This is a genomic window from Fibrobacter intestinalis, from assembly GCF_900167415.1.
In the GTDB taxonomy this organism is placed as follows: domain Bacteria; phylum Fibrobacterota; class Fibrobacteria; order Fibrobacterales; family Fibrobacteraceae; genus Hallerella; species Hallerella intestinalis.
This window is the reverse complement of record NZ_FUWU01000092.1, coordinates 1-6,556: the sequence shown is the minus strand read 5'-3', so window position 1 is coordinate 6,556 and position 6,556 is coordinate 1. Positions and strand designations below refer to the sequence as shown.

The 6,556-nt window shown below is 51.6% G+C and carries 7 protein-coding genes and 1 pseudogene; 7 read left to right on the top strand and 1 reads right to left on the bottom strand.

The window, feature by feature from the left end; translation table 11 throughout:
• Positions 1–203, bottom strand: a pseudogene (locus B5D40_RS15460) (hypothetical protein); the annotation flags it as partial.
• Positions 204–537: 334 nt separating this feature from the next.
• Here B5D40_RS15460 and B5D40_RS14600 point away from each other — a divergent pair.
• From B5D40_RS14600 to secG, 7 genes are all read left to right on the top strand, one after another.
• Positions 538–1,605 (top strand): MlaE family ABC transporter permease, encoded by a 1,068-nt coding sequence (locus B5D40_RS14600; RefSeq protein ID WP_078777507.1) that lies wholly within the window; start codon positions 538–540, stop codon positions 1,603–1,605.
• Positions 1,606–1,608: 3 nt separating this feature from the next.
• Complete coding sequence (locus tag B5D40_RS14595; protein WP_073305889.1) at positions 1,609–2,391, top strand: ABC transporter ATP-binding protein; 783 nt, start codon at positions 1,609–1,611, stop codon at positions 2,389–2,391.
• An 8-nt stretch (positions 2,392–2,399) separates the two neighbouring features.
• Positions 2,400–3,323 (top strand): MlaD family protein, encoded by a 924-nt coding sequence (locus B5D40_RS14590; protein ID WP_073305887.1) that lies wholly within the window; start codon positions 2,400–2,402, stop codon positions 3,321–3,323.
• 38 nt (positions 3,324–3,361) lie between these two features.
• Entirely contained in the window at positions 3,362–3,940 is a 579-nt protein-coding gene (locus tag B5D40_RS14585; protein WP_078777506.1) for an ABC-type transport auxiliary lipoprotein family protein, read from the top strand.
• A 206-nt stretch (positions 3,941–4,146) separates the two neighbouring features.
• Positions 4,147–4,575, top strand: a complete 429-nt coding sequence (locus tag B5D40_RS14580) for a hypothetical protein (RefSeq protein ID WP_078777508.1) — start codon at positions 4,147–4,149, stop codon at positions 4,573–4,575.
• 91 nt (positions 4,576–4,666) lie between these two features.
• Positions 4,667–5,428: a triose-phosphate isomerase gene (gene tpiA / locus B5D40_RS14575; RefSeq protein ID WP_073305883.1), complete on the top strand. Its 762-nt coding sequence runs from the start codon at positions 4,667–4,669 to the stop codon at positions 5,426–5,428.
• Positions 5,429–5,448: 20 nt separating this feature from the next.
• Entirely contained in the window at positions 5,449–5,841 is a 393-nt protein-coding gene (gene secG, locus B5D40_RS14570; protein ID WP_078777505.1) for a preprotein translocase subunit SecG, read from the top strand.
• The last annotated feature ends 715 nt before the right edge of the window (positions 5,842–6,556 follow it).

The following is a 6,556-nucleotide window of genomic DNA, read 5'->3' as shown; positions in this document are numbered from 1 at the left end:
AGACGGATCGGCTTGTTTGGCGCACCCATCTTTTCGTCGAACAATTTGGAAAACTCGGTCTCGAACTTGTTCCAGTCAATCTTGTTCGCGAGAACGTAGAGGGGGTGCTTGTGGTTCAACTGCTCCTCAAGGGAGCAGAAAAGGCTTGTCTGTGCGTGGGATTTTGGCGGTCTGTACATAAAAAATGCAAGGTTTTCAATCATATTTTAGAAATCCTTGCAATATTTTCACAGGGTAGAAATCAGTTTTTCCCAATAGTTATGCGGGCTGGACGAGATTTTAAGGGAGGACTATATAATCTCGGCCAATTCGACAAGCGGTCCCTGCCCTTCGGCAGGCTCAGGGTCCGCCGATTAGTGAGATTCGACAAGCTTAGCAGCCGCTTGTCGAACTAGTCGAAGGGCACTGGCCGAGGCCCACTAACCGCAGACAACCAACAACTAACCAAAGTCCTTTATCCGAAATAGGGCCTTTCTTGTCGCAAAAGATTTTAACTCCATCAAAAAATCGGGATTTCTTTTCTAAATTGCGCTTGCAATGGAGAATTTTACGACAGTCCAGCTTCCCAGGGATATTTCCCCGAAAGACCTCGGCGTCATCCAAAAAAGCTGTTTCCGCATTCTTTCCAAAGGAAACTTGCGTTTGGACGGCTCGGCTGTTTTTTCTCTGGATTTTTTTGGAAAGACTCTGCTTGCGGACATCGCCCTTTTTGCAGAAAACACCGGAAAAAAATGCGTATTGAGCGGTTTTTCTTCCGAGCTCCGCACCGAACTTTCCCAGCTGACCATCAACAGAGTTCCGCCAAAAGAAGCGCAGAACGAAATGGGCATTGTCGAAAAGACAGGCGATTTCGGGTTCTTTATTCTCAAAGGCCTGCGCGATTTTTTCTACCTGCTCAGCGAATGCGTTTACTGGACGCTTTTTAAGACCTTCGACAAAAGCCGCATTCCCTTTCACGGGACTGCCCGGCAGCTCCTTCGCTTGGGCGGCGACGCCTGCGGAATCGTCTTTTTGCTGGTTTTCCTTATCGCTTTCTCCCTCGCGTTCCAAAGTTCCAATATGCTGAATGCGGTCGGGGGCGGATCCTACCTGGCAAGCGGACTCGGCTTTCTGATGTTTGCCGAAATCGGCCCTCTGCTCAGTTCCATTATTCTGGCGGGGCGTTCCGGCAGTTCCATCACCGCGGAAATTTCCAGCATGACCGTCGCCGAAGAAATTAAAGCCCTGCGAACCATGGGCATCCCCCCGATTCAATTTCTGGTGCTCCCCCGCTTCAAGGCGTTGAGCGTCGCCGTCCCCATTCTCTCTTTTTGCTCGTCCATTTTCGGCTGCCTTTCCGGAATGATCGTCGCCGACCTGGTCTGTGAAATTTCCCCATACAACTACATCTTTTCGCTGAAAGACGGAATAAACCTCGTGCTTATCACGAAAAGCATGATTAAATCCCTCGTCTTCGGCTGGATTATCGCCCTGGTCGCCGCCCAAAAAGGCCTGAACGTCCGCGGAGGTGCCGATGCCGTGGGAAAAGCCACCACATCCTGCGTCGTCACGTCCATTTCGGGAATCATCATTGCCGACGCCCTCTTTTCATTCATCTATTATTAAGCCATGACCGCAGTATTGGAAGTCAAACATCTACGCGCCGGTTACGGGCAAAAAGTGATTCTGGAAGACATCTCCTTTACGGTAATGCCCAAAGAAATCCGGATGATTCTGGGCGCTTCGGGCTGCGGGAAATCGACGCTGCTGAACAACATCCTGAAACTGGAAAGGGCGATATCGGGAACCCTCTCCTTTTTCGGCGAAGAAATCCCGACACGAGAACCGATTCCGGACCGCATCCGCAAAAGGACAGGCGTTCTTTTTCAGGGCGGTGCATTGCTTACCAACCTGACCGTCGCCGAAAACGTGGAACTCCCCCTCCGCCGCAGCTACCCCAAGCTCGCCCAAAAGACTCTGGACGAAATCGCCGCCGATCGGCTGGAAAAAGTGCACCTGCTCAACGCCTTTTACAAGTTCCCATCCGAACTTTCGGGCGGTATGCGCAAGCGCGCCGCTCTGGCGAGGGCAATCGCTTTTGAACCGGAACTTCTCTTTTGCGACGAACCGTCCGCCGGGCTTGACCCTGTCACTTCGCGCTCCCTGGACGAACTCCTTTTGGAACTGCGGGACTCTTTGGGAATTTCCGTCGTTATCGTTTCGCACGAGCTGGAAAGCATCCGGACGATTACAGACAAATTTATCTATCTGAAAAACGGGCGGGTCCTGATGGACGGCACGTTAAAAGACGGCATCGATTCCGACATTCCCGACATCCACGATTTTTTTTCGCGCTCGCACCACAATACCGAAACGGACAAACAATTCGTCCATTTTCATTTTGAGGATTAGCAAATTTTATGGACACGACAAGAACAGAACGCATCCGGCTGGGCATTTTTCTCCTCATCTGTCTGGGAGCCGCCATCGGATTCACCGTCTTTATCGCCCAGCAGCAGCTGTCCGACAAAAAAACAGAATACTATACCATTTTCAACGAGTCGGTCATCGGCCTTTCCATCGACGCCAAAGTACTTTTGAACGGCATCGAAGTCGGCAACGTGACCAAGATTCACATCGACAGCACGAACCTGAACCACGTCATCGTCCACTTCAACGTGCAAGAGGGCACGCCCATCAAGGAAGGCACTCGCACCCAGATGACCCACGGCATTTCCCTGACCGGATTGAAGGATTTGGTTCTTTCTGGCGGGAATGTGAACGAGATGGATGTGCCGCCCGGCGGCTATGTTCAAGCGGGGGAAAATTTTTTGACAAAGGTTTCCGGCAAAGCCGAAGCGACCTACGATAAAGTGGACAAACTTCTGGAACACGTTTCCACCATCCTTTCCGAGGAAAACGCCCGGCACATTTCCAACACCCTCAAAAATTTGGAAAGCGCCAGTGCGAACGCTTCTAAAATCACCCGCGAAATCCAGAGCCCGATGAAAGAAATCGAAGCCTCGGCAATAGCCCTCCGCAAGACCCTGGACGATGTCCAGCAGGCGGAAATCGCCACCAAAATCGAGACGAACCTAAAACTTCTCCAAGAAAAAATGGAAGCGCTCGACGTGCAGACGATAAATCAGAATACGGTTTCTGCGCTAAAGTCCGTCAGCGACATGACCAAGCGCGCCGATATGGTGCTTTACAACAACCAGGACCGTCTGGGCGAAGTTCTGGACCAGCTGAACGTCGTCCTTTCCAACCTGTCCGTCTTTTCGCAAAAAATCAAACAGAACCCGTCCGCCCTTATTCGGGAATCCAAACCGCAAGGGCGATAGGAACAAACCATTTCGACGATTTCCAAGGAATTTGCCTCATGAAAAAAATCCTCTTTGCCGCCGCCCTCGCCCTGCTTTCCGCCTGCTCCACGACCACCATCCAGACGCGCTACTACACTCTCGCTCCAGAGCCGCAATTCCAAGCGGCAACCCCTACCCCCTACACGCTCTCCGTCAAAAAATTCGCCATCGACCCGGCTTATGCGCAAACCAATATCGTTTACCGCGAATCGCCATACGACTTCATGTCCTACAACAACGACATGTGGGCCTCTTCCCCGGAATACCAGGTGACAAGCCTTGTCGCCGACAACTTCAAGCAGAGCGGGCTGTTTCAGAAAGTGGAACTCCGGGCGTCGGCAATGCCCGACTTGGAACTTTCCGGTTTTGTAACCGCCATCGAAGAAGTCGATGAATCGGAACGCTACGCCCACGTCACACTGGAACTCTCCCTGCGCGATCTGCAAAAGGATTCCACCCTGTGGAAAAAGAACTACGACGAGAAGGAACCGCTCGAAAGCCATGAGCCCCGGGAAATCGCCAAGTCCGCATCGAAACTTTTAAACCGCTACACGGCGAACGCCCTCTCGGAAATCGAAAAAACGCTGCGCCCGTAGATTCGCCGCCCAATCGCTAGTAATTAGCGGCTAGTGCCCCTTCGACAAGTTCAGGGACCACCCTTTGACTAATTCGACTAGTTCGGCTAGCGGTTACTTGTCGAACTGGCCGAGATGGCATATAATTCCCGAAATTTACACACGAGGTCGCCAAAATTATTTATCTTAAATGCGCTATGGAACGTGAAACCTTTTCAGGAGCGATTATGAAACTCAACAGGGTCTTGGCAATCGGGCTTGCGATTCTCGCCCTTTCCGCCTGCAACAGCCGCTATTCTTCATCTGTTCTTGTCGAACGCGGCGTCGAACAATACGAACGGGAATACTTTGCCACCAAAGAAAGCATGGGCATCGACAAACGCCTCAAGGACATTTTCCTGCAAGGCTACATCGAAGAGGGCATGACCCAGGAAATGGTGAACCTCCTCTGGGGACCTCCCGACCGCGAAATGCAGGACGGCCACATTTGGGAATACCTGACAAGGGACGGGCAGCTCATCACCCGCCTGAAATGGAAAGCGCCGGAAGCGGTCCGCATGAAAGGCTACGAAAACGAGCTGGTTCTGGAAAAAATCGAAGGCGACCGCTATGGCGGGTCCGAACCTCCCAAGAAGAGCCAGGAATACACCTATTAACGATTTTTTGTCAAAGCGCTGCTAGCAAAGCAACGCTTTTTTTATACATTTGGTCTGGATTTCAAACAAACCTCTTAAGGAGTTAAACATTATGCGTCAGTACATCATTGCTGGAAACTGGAAGATGAACAAGACCGTGAGCGAAAGCGTTCAACTCGCCAGCGACATCGTCGCCGCCGTCAAGGACGTGAAGAAGACCGAAGTCGTCATCGCCCCGACATATCTTGCCGCAGCCAAAGTCGCTGATGTCATCAAGGGTTCCAACGTGAAACTCGCCATCCAGGACATCCACTGGAAGGACCAGGGAGCCTACACCGGAAAAGTTTCCATCGACATGGTCAAGGAAATCGGTGCCGAATACGTGATCATCGGACACTCCGAACAACGCCAGTATTTCCATGAAACCGAAGAAACGGTGAACCTCAAAGTGAAAAAGACCTTGGAAGCCGGACTCAAGCCGATTATCTGCATTGGCGAAACCCTCGACCAGCGCAACGGCGGCATTCTTAAGGAAGTCCTCGGCCTTCAGGTCAAGGGCGCATTCAAGGACGTTTCCGCCGAAGACGCCGCCAAGTGCGTTCTCGCCTACGAACCCGTTTGGGCAATCGGAACGGGCGTCACCGCCACCGACGAACAGGCCGAAGAAACCCAGGCCTACGTGCGCTCCGTCGTCAAGGAAATCTACGGCGAAGCCGTTGCCGAAGGCATGCGCATCCAATACGGCGGTTCGATGAAGGGAGCCAACGCTGCCGGTCTCCTCGCCCAAAAAGACATTGACGGCGGTCTCATTGGCGGTGCCGGACTCAAAGCCGACACGTTCAAAGCCATCATCGACGCTGCTGAAGCCAAGTAATTTCATCCGAAGGAAAAAACATGCCAACACTCTTTTGGGCAGGAATCGTCATTCACGTTTTTCTTTGCCTTTTCTTGATTATGCTGATTCTTCTGCAAAACGACAAGATGGGCGGCCTCGCCGGTCTTGGCGGAATGACTTCGCAATCCGCTTTTTCCACGGCGGGAGCGGCGACATTCGTGCAGAAACTCACGAGAGTTGTCGGGATTATCTATTTGGTTCTCGTATTCGCCCTTGGCTATATGACCATCCAGAACGATAGTTCCGCTTCTACAAAATCATCCCTGAAGCAAGCGACGGAACAATCCGCAGCTCAAGCTCCCGCGCAAATGCCGGCAACGGCAATTCCCGCGGCTCCAGCAGCAGAACTTCCCTCCGCACAACCGGCAGCGGAAATCCCTGCCGCAGAATAAGGCAATTCCATTTTCATTTCAAGACCAACGCGAGTTGGTCTTTTTTTGTGGGAAATTCGGCGTTGAAAAAATTTAGCGTCATCGTCAATAGGGCGGACAACGGCATTTACGCCCCCTTGCAAAAAATTCTAGAAACTGAACACCGAAAAAAAGGGAATTATATACAATCTTCCTCCAAATTCCCTCAAATAATTTTTTTTCAAAGCGTGGATTTCTTTTTCACAAGGGGAATTTCTTCTCGCAGACTGCGAGGTGCTCGCTTACCCATGAGCCTTGGGAACTTGTTCCCTAAGGCGAATTGTCCCTTCCAGGGATACTTCAACTACGGAATCGGAGATTCCTAGTTTCAGGGATGCGCAGCCGAAGCAATCTGTGCTGGCACCCCGTCATTGCGAGGAACGTAGCGACGTGGCAATCTTGTCAGCGGGAAAGGATTGCTTCACCCCTCCGGGTTTCGCAATGACGGTCGCTTTCAAATATGACTGATTTTCTCCTTGGTGGGTACGCAATGACGAATACTACTAGTCTCCTCGAAGATAATGCCTGCAAGCAAGCTTGCTGCGCAACATTCGCCTTGCACGCTTTTGCAAAGGCTCCCTTCCAGGGACAATTCGTCTAAAAGAGTAAAACTCTTAAGACTCATGGGCAGCCCCTTTTCCCTTCACCCTATCCCCCGCCACGCTTTGTGGTTGGAAGTTTTGTTTTTGTGGGGTGG